This is a genomic window from Nocardioides marmoriginsengisoli (assembly GCF_003725695.1).
Taxonomy (GTDB): domain Bacteria; phylum Actinomycetota; class Actinomycetes; order Propionibacteriales; family Nocardioidaceae; genus Marmoricola; species Marmoricola marmoriginsengisoli.
Window position 1 is genome coordinate 558,272 of sequence record NZ_RJSE01000003.1, and the last position, 24,546, is coordinate 582,817.

A 24,546-nucleotide genomic window follows, 5' to 3' on the forward strand; every position below is an offset into this window, starting at 1 on the left:
GCTCAGTCCAGGCCGGCCGCGCGAGCGGCCGCGGTGACGTCGGCGTCGACGACGGTGTCCACCAGGTCGGTGAAGGTCGAGAGCGCGGTGTCGATGTCCTTCAGACCGTGGCCGGTGACCGTCACCACGACCTGCTTCCCGCGCAGGTCGGCACCCTCGGCGTGCTCGACCAGCAGTCCGGCGACACCGGCCGCCGACGCGGGCTCCACGAAGACGCCGTCCTGGGAGGCCAGCTCGCGCTGCGCGGCTAGGATCTGCTCGTCGGTGACCTTGCGGAACGCGCCGCCGGACTCCTGGGCCGCCGCCATCGCGAGGTCCCACGAGGCCGGGTTGCCGATCCGGATCGCCGAGGCGACCGTCTCCGGGTCCGGAACCGGCGCCCCGAGCACCAGCGGCGCGGAACCGGCCGCCTGCCAGCCGCGCATCACCGGCGTACGGGTGGAGTCGCCGGAGGCGAGGTACTCCTTGTAGCCCTTCCAGTACGCCGAGATGTTGCCGGCGTTGCCGGTCGGCAGCACGTGCACGTCGGGGGCGTCGCCGAGGAAGTCGACGATCTCGAACGAGCCGGTCTTCTGGCCCTCCAGCCGCATCGGGTTGACCGAGTTCACCAGCGCGACCGGGTACTCCTCGGCCAGCTGGCGGGAGATCTTGAGGCAGTCGTCGAAGTTGCCGCGGACCATGATCACCTGGCCGCCGTGCACGACCGCCTGGGCGAGCTTGCCGGCCGAGATCTTGCCCTGCGGCACCAGCACCAGGGCCTTGATGCCGGCCTTGGCGGCGTACGCGGCCATCGAGGCCGAGGTGTTGCCGGTGGAGGCGCAGACCACGGCCTTGGCGCCCTGGCCGACCGCCACCGAGAGCGCGACCGTCATGCCGCGGTCCTTGAACGAGCCGGTCGGGTTGTTGCCCTCGACCTTGAGCCAGACCTCGGCGCCGAGCAGCCCGGAGAGCCAGTCGGAGGCGACCATCGGGGTGCCGCCCTCGCGCAGGGTGATCGTCGGCGTGTTCTCCGGGAGGTCCAGCCGGTCGCGGTACTCCTCGATGACGCCGAGCCACTGGTGCGTCCTAGCCGGCCTGCTCACTCCGGTCCTCCTTCGACACGCATCACGCTGGACACGTCACGGACGAACGCCATCCGGCGGATCGCCTCCACGGTCGACGCCAGGTCGGCGTCGCTGGCGGTGTGCGAGACCACGACGAGCTGGGCGTCGTCGCCCCGGCCCTCCTGGCGCACGGTCTGGATCGAGACGTCGTGCTCGGCGAACGCCTGCGCCACCGCGGCGAGCACTCCGGCCTTGTCGTCCACGTCGATCTGCACGTGGTAGCGGGTCTCGGTGCTGCCCATCGGCAGGATCGGCAGGTCGGCGTACGCGGACTCACCGGCACCGCGGACGTCCGCGATCCGGTTGCGCGCCACCGTGACCAGGTCGCCGAGGACGGCGCTCGCGGTCGGCGCCCCGCCGGCGCCGGGACCGTAGAACATCAGCTGACCGGCCGCCTCGCTCTCCACGAAGACCGCGTTGTAAGCGCCGCGCACGCTGGCCAGCGGGTGGCTGGCCGGGATCATTGCCGGGTGCACCCGGGCCGAGACGGCCTTGCCGTCGGGTCCGTCCTCGAGCGCGCAGATCGCCAGCAGCTTGACCACGCACCCCATCGCGCGGGCCGAGGCGACGTCGCTCGCGGTGACCTCGGCGATGCCCTCGCGATGCACGTCGGCGGCGGTGACCCGGGTGTGGAAGGCCAGGCTCGCCAGGATCGCCGCCTTGGCGGCGGCGTCGAAGCCCTCGACGTCGGCGGTCGGGTCGGCCTCGGCGTACCCGAGGGCCTGGGCCTCCTCGAGCGCCTCGGTGAACCCGGCGCCGGAGGTGTCCATCTTGTCGAGGATGAAGTTGGTGGTGCCGTTGACGATGCCGAGCACCCGGGTGACCTTGTCTCCGGCCAGCGACTCGCGCAGCGGCCGCAGGATCGGGATGGCGCCGGCGACCGCGGCCTCGTAGTAGAGGTCCCGGCCGGCCGCCTCGGCGGCGGCGTAGAGCGTCGGGCCGTCCTCGGCGAGCAGGGCCTTGTTGGCCGAGACCACCGAGGCGCCGCCGGCCAGCGCGGCCAGGATCAGGGTGCGGGCCGGCTCGATGCCGCCGATCACCTCGACGACCACGTCCACGTCGGGGCGGGTGACCAGGGCCTCCGCGTCGGTGGTGAACAGCTCCGCCGGCAGCTCCGCGTCGCGCTCGAGGCCGAGCCGGCGCACGGCGATGCCGGCCAGCTCGACCGGCGCTCCGGCCCGGGCGGCCAGGTCGTCGGCCTGCTCCAGGATCAAGCGGGCCACCTGGGTGCCCACCACCCCGCAGCCCAGCAGGGCTACGCGCACGGGCTTGTCGGACTCCTGGGTACTCATCGGCCTCAGTCTCCCATCGACGCGGCCGCGCCGGCGTCGAGTCTCAGCAGGTCGTCGACGGTCTCGCGGCGGATCACCACGGACGTCGCCCCGGCGGCGACCGCGATCACCGGCGGTCGCAGGGCGTGGTTGTAGTTGCTGGCCATCGAGCGGCAGTACGCGCCGGTGCCCGGTACGGCGATCAGGTCGCCGGGCACCAGGTCACCGGGGAGGAACTCGTCCTTGACCACGATGTCGCCGGCCTCGCAGTGCATCCCGACCACCCGGGAGAGCAGCACCGGGGCGTCGGAGGCACGGCTGGCCAGGGTCGCCGAGTAGTCCGCGTCGTACAGGGCCGTGCGGATGTTGTCGCTCATCCCGCCGTCGACGCTGACGTAGGTGCGCACCGCCCCGGCGTCGAGCTCGACCGCCTTGACGGTGCCGACCTCGTAGACGGTGCACATCGCCGGACCCACGATCGCGCGACCGGGCTCGATCGAGAGCCGCGGCACGGCGAGGTCGCGCGCCTTGCACTCCTCGGTGACGATCTTGGTGAGCTCGATGGCGAGCTGCGCCGGGTCGGACGGGTCGTCCTGGGTGGTGTACGCGATCCCGAAGCCGCCGCCGAGGTCCATTTCCGGCATCACCACGCCGACTTCGTCGGAGATCTGGGCGTGCAGCGCGAGCACCCGCCGCGCGGCCACCTCGAAGCCCGCCGAGTCGAAGATCTGCGAACCGATGTGGCTGTGCAGCCCGAGCAGCTCCAGGCCCTCGATCGCGGTGATCTGGCGGGCCGCCTCGAGGGCGTCACCGGAGCTGATCGAGAAGCCGAACTTCTGGTCCTCGTGCGCGGTGGCGATGTACTCGTGGGTGTGCGCCTCGACCCCGGCGGTGACCCGGATCAGCACCCGGGCAGTCATCCGTGCGCCGGACGTCGAGCCTGCCGAGACGATCTGCGCCAGCCGCTCGATCTCGTGGAACGAGTCCACGATGATCCGGCCGACCCCGAGCTCGACGGCTCGGGTCAGCTCGGCGACCGACTTGTTGTTGCCGTGGAAGCCGATCCGCTCCGCGGGCACGCCGGCTCGCTCGGCGACGGCCAGCTCGCCACCGGAGCAGATGTCGAGGAAGAGCCCCTCCTCGATCACCCAGCGGGCGACCGTCGTGCAGAGAAAGGCCTTGCCGGCGTAGTAGACGTCGTAGTCCGCGAACGCGGTGTTGAACGCCGCTGCGCGGGCCCGGAAGTCCGCCTCGTCCAGCACGTACGCCGGCGAGCCGTGCTCCGCGACCAGGTCGGTCAGCGCGACCCCGCCGACCTCCAGGACGCCGTCGACCTTGCGCGCGGTCGTCGACCACAGCTGGGGCAGCAGGGCGTTGGCGTCGGCGGGCTCGCGCAGCCAGGCCGGCCCGCGGACCGAGGTGACCGCGTGCGCCCAGCCGGCCTCGTGCGCCCTCACATCCGCTCCGGTGCGCTCACGCCGAGCAGGTCGAGACCGTTCGCCAGGACCACCCGGGTCGCGTCGACGAGCAGCAGCCGGGCCCGGTGCAGGTCGTTCGGCTCTTCGTCGCCCATCGGCAGCACCCGGCAGTTGTCGTAGAAGCGGTGGTAGGTGCCGGCGAGCTCCTCGAGGTAGCGCGCGATCCGGTGCGGCTGGCGGAAGTCGGCGGCGCTGGCGACCACCCGCGGGAACTCGGCGAGCGCGCGGAGCAGGACGCCCTCCTTCTCGTGGGTGAGCAGTTCCGGGTGCGGCTCGGCGGCGAGGCCGAGGTCGGCGGCGTTGCGGAGCAGGCTGGAGACCCGGGCGTGCGCGTACTGGACGGTGAAGACCGGGTTGTCGTTGGACTGGGTGGCCCACAGGTCCAGGTCCAGGTCGATGTTCGAGTCCGAGGAGTAGCGGGCCAGCGCGTACCGGGCGGCGTCGACACCGATGGCGCTGACCAGGTCGTCGATGGTCACCACGGTGCCGGCGCGCTTGGACATCCGCAGCGGCTGGCCGTCGCGGACCAGGTTGACCATCTGGCCGATCAGGATCTCCAGATTCACCCCGGGCTGGTCGCCGAAGGCGGCGCACATCGCCATCATCCGGCCGACGTACCCGTGGTGGTCGGCGCCGAGCATGATGAAGCAGCGGTCGAAACCGCGGCTGCGCTTGTCGAGGTAGTAGGCGAGGTCGCCGGACAGGTACGCGCCGTGCCCGTCGGACTTGATGATCACCCGGTCCTTGTCGTCACCGAACTTCTCGGTGCGCAGCCAGATGGCGCCGTCCTGCTCGTAGGTGTTGCCGAGCTCGGTGAGCCGGGCGACCGCCTTGTCGACGGCACCGGACTTGTGCAGGTTGTCCTCGTGGAAGTAGACGTCGAAGTCGACGCCGAAGTCGTGCAGGCTCTGCTTGATCTCGGCGAACATCAGGTCGACGCCGATCTCCCGGAAGACCTCCTGGGCCTCCTCGTCGGGCAGGCCGAGCACGTCGGGGCGCTGGACCAGGACGTTCTTGGCGATCTCCTCGATGTAGTCGCCGCCGTACCCGTCCTCGGGCACCGGGCGCCCGTGGGCAGCCGCGAGTAGCGAGCCGGAGAACCGGTCGATCTGGCCGCCGTGGTCGTTGAAGTAGTACTCGCGGGTGACCTGGGCGCCGGCCATCGTGAAGATCCGGCCGAGGGCGTCGCCGACCGCGGCCCAGCGGACGCCGCCGATGTGGATCGGGCCGGTCGGGTTCGCCGAGACGAACTCCAGGTTGATCTTCTCCCCCGCAAACGCCTCGGAGGATCCGTACGACGTCCCGGCGGCCACCACGTCGGTGGCGACCTGGCCCTGGGCGCCGGCCTCGACGGTGATGTTCAGGAACCCGGGCCCGGCGACGTCGACCTTCGCGACGCCGTCCGCGGCCGTCAGCTCCTCGGCCAGTGCCTGGGCGAAGTCGCGCGGGTTCATCCCCGCCTTCTTGCCGAGTTGGAGCGCGACGTTGGTGGCGTAGTCGCCGTGCTCCTTGCTGCGCGGCCGCTCGACCGCCACCGTCGTCGGGACCCCGTCGGGCAGGGTCAGGCGGCCCGACTCGGCGAGTGCGGTCAGGGCGGCGACGATGGTGCTGGAGAGCTGCTCGGGATTCACCCGGCAAGCCTATCGGCGGGTGCCGGTTTCCTACGCACCAGTTTCGCCCGGTAGTGTTCGGCTTCGCATCGCGGAGAACCTTCCGCGACGCACGCCTCCGTAGCTCAGGGGATAGAGCACTGGTTTCCGGTACCAGGAGTCGCAGGTTCGAATCCTGCCGGGGGCACCCGTCGCGAACACCCCGGACCGCACCGCGGATCCGGGGTGTCGTGCATTTCGAGGTCGTCCAGCACGGACATGAAGGACACCTGACCCTGGTCGCCGGGCCGTCGGGACGTGGAGCGTCGGTGCTCCACTCACGAAGGAGACCTACGGCTATGAGCCACGCCCCTGTCCGCACCCGCGCCCACGACCACGACCGGAAGGTACGGCGGCGCCTGTCCGCTGCCCTCGTCGTCGGGGCGCTCGCACTCACCGGCTGCGGTGCCGGATCGGACGACCCGGACGGCGCCGCCCCGGAAGCGGACCCGACCGTGTCCTCCGGCGTCCCCGAGGTCTGCAAGGAAGCGTTCCCGGCTGCGTTCGGCGCGCCCGACATCGCCGAGATCTCGATGCTCCCGGCGGGCTGGCCGGAGCCGCCGCCGGGGTCGACGCTGTGCCAGACCGCCGAGACCATCGGCGGTTCCCGGGAGAACGCCGACTACGTGACCACGCTGAGCGCCGAGCAGGTGCTCGAGGCGTACGAGGACGGCCTGGACCCGGCCCTGGGAGCCGCTCGCGAGGAGGGACCGCTCGGCGGGGAGGTGCTGGTCGGCGCGGTGGACGGCGTCGACTTCCAGATCACCCCCGGCACCGGCAAGTTCACGATCGCGTTCGCCCGATGAGCGGCCTGCGGATCCGGCGCCGGGCGGGCAGGCTGCTCCCGCTCGCCCTCGTCGTCGCCGGACTGGTGGTCTCCTCCCCGGCGGTCGCTCCCGCCGGAGCGACCACGAACGTCGGGTCGCTGGTCTTCATCAAGAACCACAACGTCTGGGTCTCCCGCCCGGACGGCACCGGTCAGCGCGCACTCACCTCCACCGGCACGGCCGCGGCCCCGTGGCGCTCGCCGGACCAGTCCGACCGGGGCACGGTCGTCGCGGTCCGCGGCACCAAGGTGTACCGGATGAACCAGTGGGGCACCGAGCTCACCGTGCTCGACCCGCCCGACCTCAAGAGCTCCGCCGGCGAGCTGATCGGCGGCGCGGTGAAGAGCACCACGATCTCGCCGGACGGAACGAAGATCACCTACACCTACGAACGCTACAGCTGCCCGCTCGGGCCGCCGCCCTCGCCGGCCTGCCGGTTGCGCTGGGTCACCGCGATCACGGCGGCGGACCGGCTCACCTCGCCGACCCAGTGGGGCATCTCCTTCTACGACCACCCGACCTGGCTGACGAACAGCCGGCTGCTGCTCAACGGCATCGGCTTCGACCAGATCTACCTGTTCGACCTCGGTCGCGGCTCGATGTTCTGGTTCCACGAGGGCATGGTCCCCGGCTCGGACTTCAAGACGCTCGCCGACGGCGCCGTGTCGCGGAGCGGCGGTCTGATGGCGATGGTGCGCGGCGAGTTCCAGGACTCCCGGATCCGGATCTACACCTTGCCGGGATCACCCCGGGAAGGGGGCGTTCCGCCGTTGCCGACCGCGGTGTGCGAGTCGAACCCGCTGACCGGCTACCGCAGCCCGACCTTCGCCCCGGACTCCTCCGCGCTCGCCTGGAGCCAGCCGGACGGCCTCTGGGTCAAGGACGCACCGGCCGACTGCGGCGTCCCGGCGGAGCTGGTGATCGGCGGCGGGTCGCAGCCGTCCTGGTCGCTCTCCCCGTTGCAGACGACCCGGCCCGCCCCGATCGCGTTCCAGGTCGTCAGGAGCCCGGTCGTCTCCGGGACGCCGAAGGCCAGGCGGACGCTCCGGGTCTCGGCCGGCGCCTGGTCGGTCCCGCCGACCAGCGTCAGCTACCAGTGGTGCCGCAACGGCCGCCCGATCGCCCGCGCCACCAAGGCCGCCTACCGGGTGCAGGCGAAGGACCGGAAGCGGTCGCTGTCGGTCCGGGTCACGGTCCGCAAGGCCGGCTACGCCACCCGCACCGTCACGACCAGACCGGTCAGGGTCCGCCGATGAGGCCGGGGGCACGGGCAGACTCCTCCCATGACCACCCTCGCCTCGGCGAACATCCTGTACACCCTCGCTGCCCCGCAGGCGGCTGAGGCTCTGGAGCTGGTGCTCGCCGAGGAGCCCGACCTGGTGGCGCTCCAGGAGTGGTACGTCTCGCGGCTCCCGATCCTGCGCCGGTACGGCGACGTCCGGCTGGCCACGGTCGGGCGGCTGCCGTCGGTACCGGTGCCCGCAGGCCGCGGCGGGTCGTCGTATCACTGGGTGACGACGCTGGCCGACGGCAACGGGGTCGGCGCCCGGGCCGACCGCTTCGACCTGCTGGAGGCCCGGGCGGTGCTGAACGTCGGTCCGGCGCGGTCGGAGCGGCCCGACCGGTTCCTGCGCACCGAGCCGCCGCGGTTCGTCGCGCTCGGGATCTTCCGCGACCGGGTCGTGGACCGCACCGTCGCGGTGATCAGCTACCACCTCTCGGCCGGCGTCCAGTCCCGCGGCCGGTACCGCGCCGACCGTCCGCTGCTGGCCGCCCGGCACCAGCAGGAGATCCGCGGGCTGGAGCGCCTGGTCGCGGAGCTGCAGCGCGACGGGCACGTCGTCCACGCGGCCGGCGACTCCAACCTGGACGGACTCCGGCTGGCCGGCCTGACCTCGGCGTGGGTCGGGCGCGAGGACGAACCAGGCACCCACGGCCGCGGCAAGCGGAAGATCGACGACGTGCACGGACCCGGCCCCGCCCTCGACGTACGCCGGGTGGTCACCGCCTCGGACCACCAGGCGATCCTGGTGACCAGGAAGGATTGAGCCCGGCGATGTCGTGATCGCGCTCGCCCGTTCGTCGTACGGGTAGAACCTCCGACGGAAGGACACCCGCATGAACGAGCTCAGGCCGGACCACACCAAGGGACCCGCGTCGTACTTCCCCTCGATCGAGACGAAGTACGGCCACCCGATCGCGCACTGGACCGAGGTGATCCGGAGCAGCCCGCTGACCCGGCACCTGGAGCTGGTCACCTGGCTCAAGGCCGAGCACGGGCTCGGGCACGGCCACGCCAACGCCCTGGTGGCGCACACGCTGAGCGAGACCCGGTAGGACTCAGCTGAGCCGCGCCACCAGCGGTAGCCGGGAGCGGGCGAACACCCAGACGATCGCGGCGCAGAGCAGCGGCAGCAGCACGACCACGCCGCCGATCAGCAGCCACGGGACCGCCAGGTAGTGGTCGGGCTGGAAATCGGACGAGCTGAAGCAGGACTGGGCCGAGCAGGTCTGCCAGCCCTGCGAGGTGAGCGGGTAGGTGACCGCGATCCCCGGGACGAACCCGATCACCACGCCCAGCAGCGCGCCGATGCCACCAACCGCGAGTGCGTACGCCGCCGCGACCCCGCGTCGTACGCGTGGGGCCGCACCCACCGCGCTCAGCGTCGCCAGGTCCGGGCGGGCGTCCGAGAGCGCCAGGAAGGTGGCGGTCAAGGTGCCGCCGAGCATCAGGATCGCCCCGAGGCCGCCCAGCACCAGCTGGACGAGCCAGATGTCCGGAGGGGTCTGGTAGCCGCGCTCGACGTACAGGAAGCCGCTCGGCGACAACGAGTTCAGGCGCTCATCGATGTCCTTCTGCTGCGCCTTGCTGATCGTCGCGCCGTTGACCACGAGTCCGACGGTCGTGACTCCGAGTCCGAGGCGCTTCGCCATCGCCCGGGGAATGATCCCGGTTCCCGGCGCCCGGCCGCGCAGGTCGAAGGCGATCGCCGGCACGTTCTTCTCGCCCGCCGTGGTCTCCTCGTCCGTCATCCCGTTCTGGTCGTAGCTCTCGACCGTGATGTCGACCGCACGGACGGGCCGGTCGTCGTCGGCGAAGACCACCGCTCCGCCGGCCGCCAGCGTCTTCTCCGCCGCGGCGGCGTCGAAGCCGTCGATCGCGGCGATGAACTCGGGCAGGTCGCCGTCGTAGACGTAGACGCCCGATCCCAGGTTCGAGCTGAAGCTGCTGAGGAGCGGAGTGTCGTCGGGGCCGGTGAATCCGATCGACGTCGAGATGCCGCCCGGGCCGACGTACGGGATGCCGCGGACCTGGTCGATCCGCGCGTCCGGGAGCTCTGCCGCCACCGCGTCGACGTACGGGCCCCAGGCGACCGGATCACCGGAGCCGTCGTCCGCGCCCACCGACGCGCTGCCCATCGGCAGGCTCGGGACGTAGGTCGCCTCGTTCCGGGCCTCGTCACTGCTCGTCCCGATGCCGAACGCGATCACCCCCATCACCGTCGCGGCGACCGCGGCCACCGCCGGCGTCGTCCGGGTCCGGTGCCGCGCGGCGTCCCGTACGGCGAAGCGCAGCGCCAGCGGCAGGCGTCGCCCGAGCCGGGCGAAGCCGACCACCACGACCGGGACCAGGAAGAGCATGCCGAGCACGCAGCAGATCGCCGAGAGGGCGATGAAGGAGGCGCTGGTCGTCTGCCGCTGCCCGGCACCGAGGGCCGCCAGTGCGATACCCGCGCCGACCAGCGCCACCCCGATGAACGGCGACCGCGCGGACGGCCTGCGGTCGCCCCGCCGCCCGGCCAGGACCGCCACCACGTCCTGCCGCGAGGCGATCCAGGCCGGGACCACCGCCGCGACGAGCGCACTGATCAACCCGAAGAGCGCCACCCCGAGCAGGTGCGGCCACGGCACCTCGAACGGGCCGAACCAGCTCCCGTTGGACCGCTGCAGGATCGGGTTGAGGGCCGCGGCCCCGGCGATGCCGAGCACCACCCCGCCGATCGCTCCCGCCGTCCCGATCACGAGGCCGGTCGCGAGCACCACCCGCCGGGCCTGCTGCGGGGTGCCGCCGCTCGCGGCGATCAGGGCCAGCGGACGGGCCTGGCGCCGGGCGCCGACCGCGAACGCCGGTCCGGCGAGGAGGACGACCTCGATCAGGGCCATCACCACGACCAGGATCGCGACGGTCACGGTGGCGTCGTCGATCCCGGACTCCCCCGTGAGCGCACGGTCGGCGGCCAGCGCCGCCGGACTCGGATCGCTGATCACCGAGCGGCTCACCACCAGCGCGCCGAGGGCGTTCAGCTTCAGCACGTCGTCCCAGGTGACCGGGCCGCCGCCGATCAGCCAGTAGCGCTCCGAGGCGTCCGGACGCACCGGCAGGGGCACGCTGCCCCGAGGGCCGGCGACCTGCCCCCAGTCCTTGACGCTGGCCGACTCGGCGATGCCGACGACCACCCGCTCGACCTCGGTCCCGGAGCCGCCGAGGGACTTGTCGATCTTGAACCTGATCCGCTCGCCCAGCCCGGGCCCGCGCTGGGCGAGGGCTGCATTGACGACCACCTCGTCGGCGTTCCGGGGCCAGCGGCCGTCCTCGAGCCGGAAGAGACCGCGCGCCAGCGGGTCCTCGAGGTCGACCTCGGTGCCGCCCGCCTCGACGGACCCCTTGTCGGTCTTCACGCTGAGGTAGGAACCGCCGACCTCGATGCCGCGGCGCTCGCCCCCGAGTGCAGCGAGCACCGTGGCCAGGGTCGGGGGCGGCATCGAGCCGACGTCGCCGCCCGAGGCACCGCTGTCCGGGTCCAGGCCCTGCTCCTGCCTGCCGACCCGCTCGCCCCCGTACGACACCTTCGCCGCGGCCTCGGTGCCCAGCCGGCGGTCGAGGGACTCGACCGAGCTCACGTCCTGGGTCTGGATCAGCACGTCCGCAGCAGTCACGCCCATCACCGGCAGCGCGATCATCACCAGCATCAGGATCGAGCGGCCCTTGGCCCGCAGCGCGTCCCGCCGCGCGATCCGCAGCGGGAGCCGCCAGCCCGCGATCACACCCGGTCCGCGTCGAGAAGGGCGTCCACCGACGTACCGCCGGACTCGTCGACGACCACGCCGTCGCGGAGGAAGACGACCCGGTCGGCCCAGGCCGCGTGCCGGGGCTCGTGGGTGACGAGGACGCCCGCGGCGCCCTCGTCGCAGCGCAGCCGGAGCAGCCGCAGGATGTCCTCGCCGGTCTCGGTGTCGAGGGCGCCGGTGGGCTCGTCGGCGAGGATCAGCCGGCGGTCGCCGACGACGGCCCGCGCGATCGCGACCCGCTGCTGCTGACCGCCGGACATCTCGTCGGGGAACCGGTCGGCGAGGTCGGGGATGCCCACCTGGCCGAGCGCGACCAGCGCGGCGGCGCGCGCCTTGGCCACCCCGACCCCGTCCAGCTCGAGCGGCAGCGACACGTTCTCGGCCGCGGTGAGCGCCGGGATCAGGTTGAAGTCCTGGAAGACGTACCCGATCGCGGTACGGCGCAGCCGGGCCCGGCCCTGGTTTCCGAGGGTCGCCAGGTCGGCGCCCTCGACGAGGACGGTGCCGCTCGACGGCGAGTCCAGTCCGCCGGCCAGGGTCAGCAGGGTCGACTTGCCGGAGCCGGACGGGCCCATCACCGCCACCAGCTCCCCGGCGCTCGCGGTGAAGGTCACCGCGTTCAGGGCGGTCACCTCGGTGGCGCCCTCGCCGTGCACCCGGCTGACGGCATCGAGCTTCAGGATCGTGGTCATCGGCTGGTCTCCTTGTCGGCGGTGTCCTCGGCGGGGGTGGCAACGACCCGTCTCTCCGTCGCGGCACGACGCAACCGCGCCTCGCAGTGGTCGAGCCAGCGGATCTCGGCCTCGGTCTGGAACACCATCGCGTCCAGGACCAGCGTCCAGGCGAGGTCGTGGTCCTGGCGCTTGAGCCGGGTGTAGTCCTGGAGCGCCGCCATCGTGGCGGTGCGCTGCCGCTGGATCACGGCGCCGACGTCCACGCCCGAGACGGTGACGGCGAAGGCGAGCTTGATGGCCAGCTCGTCGCGCGCCGGCTGGGTCCGGATGACGGGGGTGAGGAACCAGGCGGCGACCTCGTCCTGGCCGGCGTCCGTGATCCGGTAGAGCACCCGCCCCTCCTCGGAGCCCGCGGGTTCCACCAGGTGGTCACGCTCGAGCCGGGCCAGGGTCGTGTACACCTGGCCGACGTTGAGCGGCCAGGTCGAGCCGGTGCGCCCCTCGAACTCGGCGCGCAGCTGGTAGCCGTACTGGGGACCGTCCGCCAGCAGCGCCAGCAGCCCCATCTTGACCGACATCCAGGACCTCCACGAATAGATACTGGGTATCTATATACCAGGTATAGCCAGGCCGCTACAACCACCGATTTCTGGTACAACGGACGGGGCGGTCTGAAACCTCTGAAGGTCGAGGAGGATCCGATGAGCACGGACGTGCTGGGCAGCAGCAGCTGGGTCACCGACGGCGGCCTGGAGACCGATCTGATCTTCCATCGCGGGTTCGACCTCCCCGAGTTCGCGTCGTTCCCCCTCGTCGACGACGAGGCAGGTCGTACGGCGCTCCTCCGCTACTTCCGCGAGTACGACGAGATCGCCGCCGTCGCAGGCGCGGGCGTCCTGCTCGAGACACCGACCTGGCGGGCCAACCCCGACTGGGGCCGGGTCCTCGGCTACGACGCCGCGGCCCTGGACCGGGTCAACCAGGAAGCGGTGGCGCTGGTGCGGAGCATCGACGCAGCCGCCGAACGGTGCCTGACCAGCGGCGCCGTCGGTCCCCGGGGCGACGGGTACCAAGCCGAGGTCATCGACCCCGACGAGGCCGCCGAGTACCACGCTGCGCAGGTCCGCTCCTTCGCGGCGGCCGGAGCGGACCTGGTGCACGCCATGACGATGACCGGGCCGAACGAGGCCATCGGAGTGGTTCGGGCAGCCCGCGCGGCCGGCGTTCCCGTCGCAGTCTCGTTCACCGTCGAGACGGACGGAGTCCTGCCGGACGGCCGCACCCTGCGCCAGGCGGTCACCGACGTCGAGGCCGCCTCCCCGGCGGACTGGTACGGCGTGAACTGCGCCCACCCGACCCACCTCGTGCACGCGCTCGACGGCGGCGAGTGGCAGCAGCACCTCCGGTTCCTGCGGCCGAACGCGTCGACCCAGTCGCACGAGGAGCTGGATGCCTCGGAGGTGCTCGACACCGGGGACGTCGAGCTCCTCAGGTCCTCCACGGCGACCATCCGCGACCTGGTCCCGTCGGTCGCGGTACTGGGCGGGTGCTGCGGTACCGACAGCAGCCACGTCGCCGCGCTGTGGGGCGTGCCCCGTCGTACCTCGTGAGGGGCCCGCTCGTTGGACGCAGCATGCGACGCGTCCTTGCCCCGAGAGCTGCTGCCGCGCTCACCGCCCTCGGGGTGCTCACCGCCCTGACCGTCCTCGGCCTCCCGGCGCAGGCCGAGCCGCCCCCGCCGAGCGGCCCGGCGGTCGGGACGCCGGCGTACCTGGCCCGCGACCTGAAGAACCTCGCCGACGCCTACGGCCGGATCATCGGCCCGGGCGGGCAGCTCGCCAATCCGGCGTACCTGCCGGCGCTGGTCAAGGAGGCGACGCTGCTCTCGGCGACGCAGCTGCTCAACCAGGCCGCGAACCCGCTGCGCCCGGTGATCAGCGCCGGACAGCTCGTCCCGGGCTGGAACGTCGGCAACCCGCTGCGCGCCGGCTGGAACGGCACCCGCGGCGTCTCCACCACGATCTCGTTCCTGAACCGGTACGGCGCCCTGCTCCGCGGCACCGTCTACGCGCCGAAGCCGGGCGCCCGCGACCCGTACACCGGAGCCGCCCTGACGGGACCGTTCCCCGGCGTCGTGATCACTCCGGGCTCGATCCAGGGCTCCGAGGGGATGTACGTCTGGCTGGCCCAGGACCTCGCCGAGCGCGGTTACGTGGTGCTCACCTACGACGTCCAGGGCCAGGGCACCAGCGAGACCCTGCCGCACGTCGGCGGCACCCCGTTCCCGTTCTGCAACCCGTTCGCCAAGCCGGTCGACGGGAACCTGCTCGGCTGCCCCGGCGTGCCCTTCCAGCAGCTCGCGAACTTCACCACCGGCACCACCGACGCGCTGGACTGGTTCCTCTCCCCCGCCAACCCCTACGCCGCCCGGCTGGACCGGACCCCGGACACCGAGACGGCGACGCCGGGCCGGACCGGCCGGATCGCGATCGTCGGGCACTCGCTCGGCGCGGCCGCGGTCTCCCAGCTCCAGGGCACCGACCCGCGCGTCGCCGCCGTCGTGGCCCTGGACAAGCTGGCCGGCAAGGGCGACACCAGCGCGTTCTCCGCGATCAGCGGCGGGAACACCAACACGCCGGTGGTGCCGGCGCTCGCGATCCAGTCCGAGTACGGCTTCGCGGTGACGCCGTACTTCCTCTCCGGCGGCAGTTCGATCATCCCGTCCGGGTCGCCGAAGGGGCCGGACCCGATGCGCGAGCGGCGGACCGGGTTCGACGACTGGGCCGCGGCCGGCGTGGACTCGATGCTGATCGTCCCGCGGGCCTCGACGCACCTCGAGTACACCGACATCCCGTACGTGCTGCCGGCCAGCCGGTACGGGCAGGCGCTGACCAGCAGTTACGTCCAGCTGTGGCTGGACAAGTACCTCAAGCACGCCGACGTCGACGCCGCGCTGCTCGGCACGAGCTTCCGCTACCTGGAGCCCCGAGGCCGCGGCGTCTGGTCTCCGATCACTCTCGATCGGGCGGCCGGACTGAGCTTCTACTACTGCTCGGCGTACGACGTCCGCAGCCACGGGACCGAACTACGCAACCCGGACATCGCCGGTGTCGGCGGCTGCTCGTGAGGACCCCGCGAACGGCCGGAATCTATTCCGAGACCAAACTCTCACTCCACAGGCTGCGACCAGGTGCGACGCGGACTAACCTTGGCTGCGACGTCATCCGGGACTTCACACCCAGCACAGCATCGGAAGAGGCGAAACAAAGCCGTGCCAGAGCCCACTGAAGGCAACCCCCTCGCAGCATTCGGAGCCAACGAATGGCTCGTTGACGAGATGTACGAGCAGTACCAGAAGGACCCGAGCTCGGTGGATCCCGCGTGGTGGGACTTCTTCGCCACCTACAAGTCCCATGCTCCCGCCAAGACGGACGCGCCCGCCAGCAACGGCGCGGTCCCCGCAGCGCCGGCGCCGGCCGCCCCGGTGACTCCCGCGCCCACCCCGGTCGCCACCCCGTCGGCGGCACCGACCCCGGCCGCCGTCACCACCCCCGCCGCCGCTGCCCCCGCCACCCCGACGGCCCCGCCGGTCCCCAAGGAGCCGACCGTCGCCAAGGCCGCGGCCGCGACCGAGGAGCCCCAGCACACCGTGCTGCGCGGCATCGCGGCGGCGACCGCCAAGAACATGGACATCTCGCTGTCGGTCCCGACCGCGACCAGCGTGCGCAACATCCCGGTCAAGCTGCTCTGGGACAACCGGATCGTCATCAACAACCACCTCAAGCGCGCCCGCGGCGGCAAGGTCTCGTTCACGCACCTGATCGGCTACGCGATCATCAAGGCGATCAAGACGCTGCCGGAGATGAACAACACCTTCGCCGAGATCGACGGCAAGCCGAACATGGTGACTCCGCCGCACATCAACCTCGGCCTGGCGATCGACCAGCAGAAGCCCGACGGCACCCGTCAGCTGGTGGCCCCGTCGATCAAGAACTGCGAGTCGATGGACTTCGCGCACTTCTGGACGGCGTACGAGGAGATCGTCCGCAAGGCCAAGGACAACAAGCTGACGATGGAGGACTACTCCGGGACCACGATCAGCCTGACCAACGTCGGCGGCCTCGGCACCAACAACTCGGTGCCCCGGCTGATGCAGGGCCAGGCCGCGATCATCGGGGTCGGCTCGATGGACTACCCGCCGGAGGCGCAGGGCGCGTCCGAGGAGACCATCACCCGCAACGCCATCAGCCGGATCATGACGATGACGTCGACCTACGACCACCGGGTCATCCAGGGCGCCCAGTCGGGCGAGTTCCTGCGCCGGGTGCACCAGCTGCTGCTGGGCGAGGACGGCTTCTACGACGACATCTTCCGCAGCCTGCGGATCCCCTACCAGCCGATCCAGTGGTCGGTCGACGTCTCGCACAGCCACGACGAGGACGTCAGCAAGCAGGCCCGGATCCTCGAGCTGATCCACGCCTACCGGGTCCGCGGCCACATGATGGCCGACACCGACCCGTTGGAGTACAAGCAGCGCAGCCACCCCGACCTCGAGGTCGAGTCGCACGGGCTGACCCTGTGGGACCTGGACCGCGAGTTCGCGACCGGCGAGTTCGGCGGCGAGCGCCGGTTCATGCAGCTGCGCAACGTGCTCGGCATCCTGCGCGACTCCTACTGCCGGACCGTCGGCATCGAGTACATGCACATCCAGGACCCCGAGCAGCGCCGCTGGATCCAGCAGCGGGTCGAGCAGCCGCACCAGAAGCCGCCGCGCGAGGAGCAGCTCCGGATCCTGCTGAAGCTCAACCAGGCCGAGGCGTTCGAGACCTTCCTGCAGACCAAGTTCGTCGGGCAGAAGCGGTTCAGCCTGGAGGGCGGCGAGACCACGATCCCGCTCGTGGACGAGATCTGCGAGGCGGCCGCCGAGCTCGGCCTCGACGAGGTCACCATCGGGATGGCGCACCGCGGCCGGCTCAACATGCTGGCCAACATCGTCGGCAAGTCCTACAACCAGATCTTCCGCGAGTTCGAGGGCAACATCGACCCGCGCACGGTCCAGGGCTCCGGTGACGTGAAGTACCACCTCGGTGCCGAGGGCGAGTTCGTCGCCGGCTCCGGGGACAAGATCAAGGTCTCGATCGCCGCGAACCCCTCGCACCTGGAGACCGTGGACCCGATCCTGGAGGGCATCGCCCGCGCCAAGCAGGACGTGCTGAACCGCGGTGCCGAGTACCCGGTGCTGCCGCTGCTGATCCACGGCGACGCCGCCTTCGCCGGTCAGGGCGTGGTCGCGGAGACGCTCAACCTGTCGCAGCTGCGCGGCTACCGCACCGGCGGCACCATCCACGTGGTGGTCAACAACCAGGTCGGCTTCACCACCTCACCGGCCTCCTCGCGCTCGTCGCTGTACTGCACCGACGTCGCCCGGATGGTGCAGGCGCCGATCTTCCACGTGAACGGCGACGACCCGGAGGCGTGCATCCGGGTCGCCCGGCTCGCCTTCGAGTACCGCCAGGCGTTCAACAAGGACGTCGTCATCGACCTGGTCTGCTACCGGCGCCGGGGGCACAACGAGGGCGACGACCCGTCGTACACGCAGCCGCTGATGTACGACCTGATCGAGCAGAAGCGCTCGGTCCGCAAGCTCTACACCGAGTCCCTGATCGGCCGCGGCGACATCACCGTCGAGGAGGCCGAGCAGGTGCTGCTGAACTACCAGCAGCAGCTCGAGCGGGTCTTCACCGAGGTGCGCGAGGCGGACACCAAGCCGGACTCCTGGACCACCGTGCCGGACTACCCGGACAAGCTCGCGACCGGTGAGACCAGCACCGCGATCAGCCCGGAGACGATGAAGCGGATCTCGGACGCCTACGTGAGCCCGCCCGAGGGCTTCACCGTGCACCCGAAGGTGCTGCCGCAGCTGCAGCGCCGGGCCGCCGCGATCAACGAGGGCCCGATCGACTGGGGCACCGGCGAGATCCTGGCGTTCGGCTCACTGCTGATGGAGGGCCGGCCGGTCCGGCTGGCCGGCCAGGACTCCCGGCGCGGCACCTTCGTGCAGCGGTTCGCGACGATCATCGACCGCAAGAACGCCGACGAGTGGACCCCGCTGGCCAACCTCACCGAGGACCAGGCGCCGTTCCACGTCTACGACTCGCTGCTCAGCGAGTACGCCGCCCTCGGCTTCGAGTACGGCTACTCGGTGGCCCGACCGGACGCTCTGGTGCTCTGGGAGGCCCAGTTCGGCGACTTCGTCAACGGCGCCCAGATCGTCACCGACGAGTACATCACCGCCGGTCAGACCAAGTGGGGCCAGCAGTCCGGCGTGGTGCTGCTGCTGCCGCACGGCTACGAGGGCCAGGGCCCGGACCACTCCTCGGCCCGGATCGAGCGGTTCCTGCAGATGGCCGCCGACGACGCGTTCGTGGTCGCGCAGCCCTCGACGCCGGCCAGCCACTTCCACCTGCTCCGCCGGCACGCGCTCGGCGAGGCGCACAAGCCGCTGATCATCTTCACCCCGAAGTCGATGCTCAAGCGCAAGGAAGCCGCCTCGCAGCCGGAGGCGTTCACCCAGGGCTCGTTCACCCCGGTCGCCGGCGACACCGTCGCGGACCCGGAGAAGGTGACCACGGTGCTGCTCTGCAGCGGCCGGATCACCTGGGACCTGATGGTCGAGCGCGGCAAGCGCCAGGGCGAGGACCCGACGACGGCGATCGTCAGGATCGAGCAGCTCTACCCGCGCCCGGTCGAGGAGCTCAAGGCCGAGCTCAGCCGGTTCCCGAACCTGCGTACCGTCCGCTGGGTGCAGGACGAGCCCGCCAACATGGGCCCGTCGCCGCACTTCCGGCTGAACCTCTTCGGGCAGCTCGACCACCCGGTCCAGCTGATCTCCCGACCCGAGTCGTCCTCCCCGTCGGTGGGCCAGCACTCCCGGCACCTGGAGGAGCAGAAGGCGTTGATGGACCAGGCGTTCGCGTGATCCCCACCGCGTCGTGAGCTAGGAGCAGCACCGATGTACTTCACCGACCGCGGCATCGAAGAGCTGGAGAAGCGCCGGGGTGACGAGGAGGTCACCCTGGCGTGGCTCGCGGACCAGTTGCGCGACTTCGTCGACGTGCACCCCGACTTCGAGGTGCCGATCGAGCGTTTCGCCACCTGGCTGGCCCGGGTCGACGACCCGGACGACGACTAGACGGAACCGGCCGGTCCTCGCCGGCGTCCGAGTGTCATGCCCCGCATCCTCGGCCTGGCCCTGCTCGCCGCCCTCACGCTGACCGGGTGCGGCGCGGAGGCGCAACCCGATCCGAACGACCGGGCACCGGGCTGGCAGCGCCTCACCGAGGCTCCGCTCTCGCCGCGCAGCGCGCCGGTCGTCGTCTGGACCGGCAGCGAAGTACTGGCGATCGGCGGCGAGGTCGGCGACACCTGCCCCCCGAACGCGGACTGCGCATTCCCCAACGAGTCGGCTGCCGACGGGGCCGCTCTCGATCCCGACGTCGGCACCTGGCGCCCGATCGCGCCAGCACCGGTCCCGGTGCCCGGCTATTCGCCGTCGGCCGTGGTCGACGGCCACCTGTTCGTCCGGGTCGGCAGGAAGCTCCTCGATTACGACCTCGACGCCGACCGGTGGCGGGTGCTGACCCGGCCGTCGTCGGACTGGTACGACCTGGAGGCCGACGGCGACCGGCTGCTGCTGGTCTCCGGAAGCGACGAGAACGGGGTGCGACCCGACCTCGCCTACGAACCCGTGACCCGGGCGTGGTCGGAGCTGCCCGAGGATCCGCTCGGGCCGCTGTTCGACCGCGGTCTCCTCGCCACTCCGGCCGGAGTCCTGCTCGTCGGCAAGGAACTGGTCGCCAGCCCCGGCGGGGGCGACCGGCCGTCGTACGTGCTCGGAGCGCTCCTGGACCGCTCGACCGGGACCTGGTCGACGCTGCCGAGGAGCGACCAGCTCGGCGGAGGATCCTGGGGCGTGATCGGCTCACGAGTCGTCAACCTCTCGCTGGACAGCTCCAACGGAGGCGGCCCCGGAGCCGGAGACTACGGCCGCCGGATCCCGTTCGGCGGAACCCTGGACCTCGGGACGAAGACCTGGGGCCGACTCCCGAACCCGCCGAAGTACCTGACCGGCGGCTGGCCGGTCGGCGCGGTCGGGACCGACCGGATCGCGGCCGAGGGCTGGATCTACGACGGCACCGCGTCCTGGACCAAGGTTCCGCATCCGCGCGGCGCGGCCGTCCAACCCGGTCCAGCGGTCTGGGCCGGAGATCGGCTGATCGTCATCGGCGGCACCCACCAGACCAGCGACAACAAGACGAACCGCGACGGCTCGGTGTGGGCGTGGCGCCCGGAACCCGGGCCGCGACAGTGACCGCTGCTAATCCTCGAGTGCGTAGCGTCGGGAGACGACCCGAGGGCGGCGCGGTACGCCTTCGTCGTCACTCACCTAGGATGCGCTCATGACCGTCCAGTGGATCTCCTCCCCCACCTCCGGCGACGTCACCTACCCCGACGCGCCCTGGAACATGACCGGCCAGCTCTGGCTCTCGCTCTTCCGGGTCCGCGAGGGCGACCACCCGGACCGGGAGCCGGGGATCTACGGGGTCGCGCTGGTCAAGTACGAGGAGCCGAGCCCGCTGACGTACGGCGAGCTGCTGGTCGCGCGCCCGCTGAACAAGGCCGTGAACATCACCGACATCTGGGTCGACTCGATCCAGTCGGTGCACGGCGGCCGCGACCTGTGGGCGATCCCGAAGGACCTCTGCGACTTCAGCGTCACCACCAGCAGGAAGGGCCTGGTCACCCGGACCCTGTGGACCGCCGAGCTGGACGGCGTCCCGATCGCGACCGCCTCGTTCGCCGACATCTCGAGCTCGGTGCCGCGACTGCCGTTCAAGGGCAGCACCTGGCAGCAGCGCGCCGACGGCGAGGAGGTCACCGCCGCGCTGGTCGGATCGTCCAAGGCCGCACCGTGCCGGGCGAGCTGGGACTTCAACCCGGACGGCGCCCTCGGCTGGCTGGCCGGGAAGCGGACGCTCGGGTCGTTCCGGCAGGCGGACTTCCGCATGTCGTTCGGCTGAGCCTCAGCGACGTACCCGCACCTTCCTGGTCGCGGTGTTGTTCGCCGGGATCGGGTCCGCGGTCGTCGGACGGACGACGACCCGGAGCTGCTTCGCGCCGAGCCCCCTCCTGGGCACCAGCCGGAGCGTGAACGTCTTCCGCTGGCCCGGCTGCAGGCTGGCGGACGGCAGCACCAGGACGTTGCCGGCCCGGGTCCCGCCCGCTGCCCTGCGGACCCGCCACGCCCGCGGGATCGCCAGCCTGGCGGCCCCGGCCGAGGCCGACGGCCCGCGGTTGACCAGGGTCACCCGGACCCAGATCGGGTGCCCGCGACGCGCCCGCGCCGGAGCGGCGAGGCCGGCAGCGAGGTCGGCCTGGGCCTTGACCACCAGCACGAAGGCGGCCGGATCGAGGACGCCGGAGATCCGGGCGGTGATCGTGACCAGGCCGGGTGCGCTCCCGGCGACTACCCGCGGACTGGTCACGGTCCCGTCCTCGTGCGAGCCGCTGGTGAACGTCTTGGCCCCGCCCTCGAAGGAGGCGCCTGCCGGGGCGGTGAAGGTGACCGGCCGGTCCGAGACGGCGTTGCCGTAGGCGTCCACTACCTTCGCGACCAGCGGTTGCGGATAGGTAGCGCCCGGGAACGCCTGCTGCAGGCCGCCGGAGACGGGCGTCACCGCCGTGGCCGCGGCGGCCTGCACGGTGATCGGCCACACGTCGGACTTGCCCTCGTACGTCGCGGTGACCTGCGCCGGGCCGGCCTTGGTGAAGACGCACGTCGTGCCGACCGGGGTTGCGCAGGTCCCGGCCGAGGCCGGTGCGACCGTCAGCGTGGCGTCGGCGCTGACGTCCGCAGCATCACCGTGGTTGTAGGTGGCGGCCACCTGGAAGTGGATCGACTCCCCCGCCGGCGGCGACGTCGGACCGACGATAGTCACCGAGGTGACGAACGGGTCGTAGGTGTAGCAGAGGCCGCCGATGTCCATCACGTCCGCGACCTCGACGCCGGCGAACCCGGGGACCGGGTCGGTCAGCGCCGCGGCGGACCCGCCGGAGTTCGTGCCGTCGTACGCGCCGGCGTGGGTCTTCTGCCACGCGGCCCACAACCGGTCCAGGTTGGCCGCGATCAACCAGTACAGCGGGTCGTTCGGACCGGTGGCGGTCGCGAGGTCGCCACCGATGCCGGCCCGCACCTGGCCGTACTTCGGCACCAGGAAGGCGCGCAGTGCGCTGTACGTGCCCGAGGCGGCCAGGCCTGCGGCGAGGTCGGCCGTGGAGGCGAACGGCGTCAGGACGTCGCCGTCGTCCCAGGCCCGGGTCAGCCCGTGCTCGGTCGGGTAGAACGGGCGCCAATTGGCGAAGGCGCCGTCCTGGACCACCATGTCGTCGAGCGGGTCTCCGTTCCCGCCGAAGCGGTCGGCATCCCACACCGACGAGGTCTCGGGTGCCGCGCTGTCGGCGCCGAAGTCCCAGTACGGGAGCACGACGTCCGGATCGATCGCGCGGAGCCGGTCCTCGAAGTCGCTCAGCTGGGCCCGGATCCACGGCAGCTGGAGCGGGAAGTTGCTGATCGCGGCCGCGTTCGTGGAGGCCGCCGACGCCAGTCCGTCGTAGGTGCTGGGCTGGCCCGTCTCCCGGGTCTGGAGCTGCTTCACCGCAGCGAAGAACTTGGTCCACTGGGCCGGACTGAGGTCGGCCGCGTTCGGCCGCTGGTGCAGCGTGCACGGCGGGGTCTGCGCGTCGGCGGCACGCGGTGCGAGCACCGAGAACGCTCCGACCACCAGGGCGAGCACGAGCGGGACGGAGAGCCGGCGGAGGCGCTGGGACACGGGTACTCCTGCGGGGAGGGAGGTCTGAGCACCGTCCGATGCGAGAACGGCTGGGTCCTTTAGTACCCCAGAACCCGGGATCCCGCAGGTCCGGGCTAGACAGTCACCACGCCCGCCGTGGGTCAGACGTCCTCGGCAGGCGCGGCGGACTGCTCCGGCGCCACCCGGCTGTCAGCGCTGGCCCGCTTGCTCGCCTCGCGGATCTCGAAGAGGTCGGTGGCCAGGCCGCCGACCGTCTTCGCGATGTCCGACACGGCGCCGATCACGATCTGGGTGCCCTGACCGACCGCGTGCGTGACCGCCTCGACCCCGTCCTGGACGGCATCCTTGCGAATCTCGGACTTGCTGATGTGGTCCTTCATGAGGACCAGTCTCCGGGTCGGGGCGGTCCTGGGCAACGTGAGGCCGATCTCAGGCCGCGACGGCGTCGTCGAGGCCGGTCGCGGGCGCCGGGTCGGTCTTCCGCTTCGCGTTCGGGAACGAGAGCCGGACGATCTTCTTCGCGACGGTCCACAGCTGGTGGGTCAGGCCACCGGTGTTGTACTCGATGCCGTACTTCTCGCAGAGCGCCCGCACCTCGACCGACAGCTCCGGGTAGCGCCGGGCCGGGACGTCCGGGAACAGGTGGTGCTCGATCTGGTGGGACAGGTTGCCGGACATGATGTGGAAGAGCTTGCCGCCGGTGATGTTCGCCGAGCCGAGCAGCTGCCGGTAGTACCAGTGCCCGCGGGACTCGTTCTCGCACTCCTCCTCGGTGAACGTCGCGACGCCGGCCGGGAAGTGACCGCAGAAGATGATGTTGAAGGTCCAGACATTGCGGACCAGGTTGGCGACCGCGTTGCCGATCAGGGTGCTCACGAAGAACGGGCCGGTCAGCGCCGGGAACAGCAGGTAGTCCTTGAAGACCTGCTTGCCCACCTTCTTCACGATCGGCTTGCCGACCTGCTTGGTCTCCTCCCAGGTGCGCTCACCGGACCGGATCCGGTCGACCTCGAGGTCGTGCAGCGCGACGCCCTCCTCGAAGAAGACCATCAGCAGGAAGGCGTACAGCGGGTTGCCCAGGTAGTAGGGGTTCCACTTCTGGTCCTCATCCATCCGCAGAATCCCGTAGCCGATGTCCCGGTCCTTCCCGAGAATGTTCGTGTACGTGTGGTGGATGTAGTTGTGCCCGTACTTCCAGTTCTCCCCGGGCGCCATCGTGTCCCAGTCGTAGATCCGGGAGTTCAGCTTCGGGTCGCCCATCCAGTCGTACTGGCCGTGCATCACGTTGTGGCCGATCTCCATGTTCTCCAGGATCTTGGAGACGCTCAACGCCGCGACCGCGAGCGGCCAGGCCGGCGGCAGGTAGAACAGCGCGCGGCCGGCGATCTCGAACTGCTGCTGGCGCTTCACGATCATCCGGATGTACGCCGCGTCCTCCTCGCCGAGGTCGGCGATCACCCGCTGGCGCAGCGCGTCCATCTCCGCGCCGAACTCCTCGAGCTGCTCGGCGGTCAGGTTCGGGTTCTTCGGGTCGCTGGCCCGCACGGTCGAGCGCTTCTTGGCCAGCTTGGTGGGGATGTCGGTGATGGTCATGTCGTCTCTC

Annotated in this window: 20 protein-coding genes and 1 tRNA gene; 11 read left to right on the forward strand and 10 right to left on the reverse strand. The window is 71.4% G+C overall.

The features are described 5' to 3' along the window. Positions 1–2: 2 nt before the first annotated feature. Genes thrC through argS form a run of 4 tightly spaced genes read right to left on the reverse strand, consistent with a single transcriptional unit; the run spans position 3 to position 5,483 of the window. Positions 3–1,082: a threonine synthase gene (gene thrC, locus EFK50_RS04665; RefSeq protein ID WP_123226360.1), complete on the reverse strand. Its 1,080-nt coding sequence runs from the start codon at positions 1,080–1,082 to the stop codon at positions 3–5. Next, the gene (locus EFK50_RS04670) at positions 1,079–2,395 is read right to left on the reverse strand and encodes a homoserine dehydrogenase (RefSeq protein WP_123226361.1); all 1,317 of its coding nucleotides are present in this window, start codon (positions 2,393–2,395) and stop codon (positions 1,079–1,081) included. The genes thrC and EFK50_RS04670 overlap by 4 nt, the downstream gene beginning before the upstream one ends. A gap of 5 nt (positions 2,396–2,400) precedes the next feature. Then, positions 2,401–3,831 carry a diaminopimelate decarboxylase gene (gene lysA, locus EFK50_RS04675; protein WP_123226362.1) on the reverse strand — a complete coding sequence of 477 codons (1,431 nt, stop codon included), beginning with the start codon at positions 3,829–3,831 and terminating at the stop codon, positions 2,401–2,403. Further along, positions 3,828–5,483 carry an arginine--tRNA ligase gene (argS, locus tag EFK50_RS04680; protein ID WP_123226363.1) on the reverse strand — a complete coding sequence of 552 codons (1,656 nt, stop codon included), beginning with the start codon at positions 5,481–5,483 and terminating at the stop codon, positions 3,828–3,830. The genes lysA and argS overlap by 4 nt, the downstream gene beginning before the upstream one ends. A gap of 93 nt (positions 5,484–5,576) precedes the next feature. On the opposite strand from argS, the gene EFK50_RS04685 reads away from it, so the two are divergent. From EFK50_RS04685 to EFK50_RS04705, 5 genes are all read left to right on the forward strand, one after another. Beyond that, positions 5,577–5,649: transfer RNA gene (locus tag EFK50_RS04685), tRNA-Arg, on the forward strand. 151 nt (positions 5,650–5,800) lie between these two features. Next, on the forward strand, positions 5,801–6,307 hold the full coding sequence (locus EFK50_RS04690; RefSeq protein WP_123226364.1) for a hypothetical protein: 507 nt from the start codon (positions 5,801–5,803) through the stop codon (positions 6,305–6,307). After that, complete coding sequence (locus tag EFK50_RS04695) at positions 6,304–7,584, forward strand: TolB-like translocation protein (RefSeq protein ID WP_123226365.1); 1,281 nt, start codon at positions 6,304–6,306, stop codon at positions 7,582–7,584. Before EFK50_RS04690 ends, EFK50_RS04695 begins: the two co-directional genes overlap by 4 nt. A gap of 27 nt (positions 7,585–7,611) precedes the next feature. Next, the gene (locus EFK50_RS04700) at positions 7,612–8,376 is read left to right on the forward strand and encodes a hypothetical protein (protein WP_123226366.1); all 765 of its coding nucleotides are present in this window, start codon (positions 7,612–7,614) and stop codon (positions 8,374–8,376) included. 70 nt (positions 8,377–8,446) lie between these two features. Continuing rightward, positions 8,447–8,665, forward strand: coding sequence for a DUF4287 domain-containing protein (locus tag EFK50_RS04705; protein WP_123226367.1), 219 nt, complete (start codon positions 8,447–8,449; stop codon positions 8,663–8,665). Positions 8,666–8,668: 3 nt separating this feature from the next. On the opposite strand, the gene EFK50_RS04710 is transcribed toward EFK50_RS04705, so the two are convergent. From EFK50_RS04710 to EFK50_RS04720, 3 genes are read right to left on the reverse strand one after another with little or no spacing between them, the layout of a single operon-like run. Then, positions 8,669–11,374, reverse strand: a complete 2,706-nt coding sequence (locus EFK50_RS04710) for an ABC transporter permease (RefSeq protein ID WP_123226368.1) — start codon at positions 11,372–11,374, stop codon at positions 8,669–8,671. Continuing rightward, the gene (locus EFK50_RS04715; protein WP_123226369.1) at positions 11,371–12,090 is read right to left on the reverse strand and encodes an ABC transporter ATP-binding protein; all 720 of its coding nucleotides are present in this window, start codon (positions 12,088–12,090) and stop codon (positions 11,371–11,373) included. The genes EFK50_RS04710 and EFK50_RS04715 overlap by 4 nt, the downstream gene beginning before the upstream one ends. Next, entirely contained in the window at positions 12,087–12,650 is a 564-nt protein-coding gene (locus EFK50_RS04720) for a PadR family transcriptional regulator (protein WP_123226370.1), read from the reverse strand. The genes EFK50_RS04715 and EFK50_RS04720 overlap by 4 nt, the downstream gene beginning before the upstream one ends. 123 nt (positions 12,651–12,773) lie before the next feature. Here EFK50_RS04720 and EFK50_RS04725 point away from each other — a divergent pair, with 123 nt between their 5' ends. The 6 genes from EFK50_RS04725 to EFK50_RS04750 all read left to right on the forward strand — a co-directional run bounded on the left by EFK50_RS04725 (position 12,774) and on the right by EFK50_RS04750 (position 21,152). Then, entirely contained in the window at positions 12,774–13,682 is a 909-nt protein-coding gene (locus EFK50_RS04725; RefSeq protein WP_123226371.1) for a homocysteine S-methyltransferase family protein, read from the forward strand. A 23-nt stretch (positions 13,683–13,705) separates the two neighbouring features. Next, the gene (locus tag EFK50_RS04730) at positions 13,706–15,199 is read left to right on the forward strand and encodes an alpha/beta hydrolase family protein (RefSeq protein WP_148046053.1); all 1,494 of its coding nucleotides are present in this window, start codon (positions 13,706–13,708) and stop codon (positions 15,197–15,199) included. 144 nt (positions 15,200–15,343) lie between these two features. Then, positions 15,344–19,051, forward strand: a complete 3,708-nt coding sequence (locus tag EFK50_RS04735) for a multifunctional oxoglutarate decarboxylase/oxoglutarate dehydrogenase thiamine pyrophosphate-binding subunit/dihydrolipoyllysine-residue succinyltransferase subunit (RefSeq protein ID WP_123226373.1) — start codon at positions 15,344–15,346, stop codon at positions 19,049–19,051. Between the two features lie 33 nt (positions 19,052–19,084). Further along, on the forward strand, positions 19,085–19,264 hold the full coding sequence (locus tag EFK50_RS04740; protein ID WP_123226374.1) for a DUF6104 family protein: 180 nt from the start codon (positions 19,085–19,087) through the stop codon (positions 19,262–19,264). A 36-nt stretch (positions 19,265–19,300) separates the two neighbouring features. Then, positions 19,301–20,443, forward strand: coding sequence for a Kelch repeat-containing protein (locus EFK50_RS04745; protein WP_123226375.1), 1,143 nt, complete (start codon positions 19,301–19,303; stop codon positions 20,441–20,443). 88 nt (positions 20,444–20,531) lie between these two features. Further along, on the forward strand, positions 20,532–21,152 hold the full coding sequence (locus EFK50_RS04750) for an acetoacetate decarboxylase family protein (RefSeq protein ID WP_123226376.1): 621 nt from the start codon (positions 20,532–20,534) through the stop codon (positions 21,150–21,152). A 3-nt stretch (positions 21,153–21,155) separates the two neighbouring features. Here EFK50_RS04750 and EFK50_RS04755 read toward each other — a convergent pair whose 3' ends face one another. The 3 genes from EFK50_RS04755 to EFK50_RS04765 form a co-directional block, all read right to left on the reverse strand. Next, positions 21,156–22,961 carry a tyrosinase family protein gene (locus tag EFK50_RS04755; RefSeq protein ID WP_123226377.1) on the reverse strand — a complete coding sequence of 602 codons (1,806 nt, stop codon included), beginning with the start codon at positions 22,959–22,961 and terminating at the stop codon, positions 21,156–21,158. A 122-nt stretch (positions 22,962–23,083) separates the two neighbouring features. Then, positions 23,084–23,323 (reverse strand): hypothetical protein, encoded by a 240-nt coding sequence (locus tag EFK50_RS04760; protein ID WP_123226378.1) that lies wholly within the window; start codon positions 23,321–23,323, stop codon positions 23,084–23,086. Between the two features lie 49 nt (positions 23,324–23,372). After that, positions 23,373–24,536 carry a fatty acid desaturase family protein gene (locus EFK50_RS04765; RefSeq protein WP_123226379.1) on the reverse strand — a complete coding sequence of 388 codons (1,164 nt, stop codon included), beginning with the start codon at positions 24,534–24,536 and terminating at the stop codon, positions 23,373–23,375. Positions 24,537–24,546 lie beyond the last annotated feature (10 nt).